Annotated in this window: 1 protein-coding gene; it reads right to left on the reverse strand. The window is 51.0% G+C overall.

The features are described 5' to 3' along the window. Positions 1 to 186: 186 nt before the first annotated feature. Positions 187 to 1,033, reverse strand: an 847-nt coding sequence (locus ACRC27_RS00015) for a glutamate-5-semialdehyde dehydrogenase (RefSeq protein WP_438638738.1), incomplete at its 5' end; no start/stop codon positions are given.

The following is a 1,033-nucleotide window of genomic DNA, read 5'->3' on the forward strand; positions in this document are numbered from 1 at the left end:
CTGAATAAGAAAAGGCGCATAATCGTGTTCCTTGCTGCATTTCTGGTTATGACATACAGATGCCTTTAATCAGCATAGAAGAGCGCCGTTTTTTTGCGGTCAAAAATGTCAGTTTGGCGAAAATAAAAACGCCGCCCGGCATAACCGGACGGCGTCAATAACAAGTTTTCCAATTAAAACAATTAGTTATTTTCGGATTAAATTATCCCCGTAGCCAATCCACTTATAGGTGGTCAGGGCTTCTAACCCCATCGGCCCACGCGCATGCAGTTTTTGCGTGCTGACCGCCACTTCGGCGCCCAAACCAAATTGGCCACCGTCAGTAAAACGGGTGCTAGCGTTAACATATACCGCCGCGGCATCTACTTCTAAGGTAAAGCGATCTGCGTGCGCCAGCGTCTGAGTCAGAATGCTTTCACTATGGCCGCTACCGTGGTGGTTGATATGGCCAATTGCTTCATCCAGATCGCCCACAATTTTGACGTTCAAATCTAGAGACAACCACTCATCCACATAATCCTCGGCCTGCACCGGGATCACCTGCGCACGTGTGCCGGCCGCCTGCAGCAATGCCAGACTTTCTGGGCAAGCATGTAAAGTCACGCCCAAACTGTGCAAATAATTGGCCAATTCTGGCAAAAAATCTGCCGCAATATGACGATGCACCAACAGGGTTTCCAAGGCGTTACACACGCTCGGACGTTGCACTTTGGCGTTTTCAATCACGCTCACGGCGCCAATCAAATCGGCACTGGCATCCACAAACATATGACACACGCCAATACCGCCGGTAATCACGGGGATGGTGGCTTGTTCACGGCACAAGGCCTGCAACCCTGAACCACCGCGTGGGATAATCATGTCGACATACTTATCCAGTGTCAGCAATTCGGTCACCAACGCCCGATCCGGATCGTCAATCGACTGCACCGCAGCTGCCGGTAAATTGCATTCTGCCAACGCATGCTGAATAACGGCCACCATCGCCTGATTGGTGTGCACGGTTTCCTTACCACCGCGCAAAATCACCGCA

This window comes from Plesiomonas sp., assembly GCF_051650925.1.
GTDB lineage: Bacteria > Pseudomonadota > Gammaproteobacteria > Enterobacterales > CAMTGL01 > Plesiomonas.